The sequence below is a fragment of the Bradyrhizobium sp. Kon69 genome (assembly GCF_055807515.1).
The window spans coordinates 1-277 of record NZ_JBVVOS010000325.1; the positions used below are offsets into that span (position 1 = coordinate 1).

1 protein-coding gene is annotated in these 277 nt (G+C 63.5%); it reads left to right on the forward strand.

All coding sequences use genetic code 11. The annotated features are described in order from the left end of the window. Nucleotides 1-277, forward strand: a 277-nt coding sequence (locus tag AC0L3U_RS39340) for a TonB-dependent receptor domain-containing protein (RefSeq protein WP_473365112.1), incomplete at both ends; no start/stop codon positions are given.

The window sequence follows — 277 nt, forward strand, 5'->3', positions numbered from 1 at the left end:
CCGGCTTTGTACGCTACGAGCACGATCTGGCGGACACCCCCACCACGCTGTATGCGGGCCTGGGCCACGCCGAGCGCTTCCCGGATTACTGGGAGTTGTTTTCCCCCAACACCGGCGCGGTCGGTTCGGTGAACGCCTTCGACGGCGTCAAGCCCGAGAAAACCACGCAGTTGGACTTCGGCGCGCAATACAAAAGCGCCGACCTGGAAGCCTGGGTCTCAGGTTACGTCGGCCAGGTGCGCGACTTCATCCTGTTCGACTACCGGCCGGGCATGAT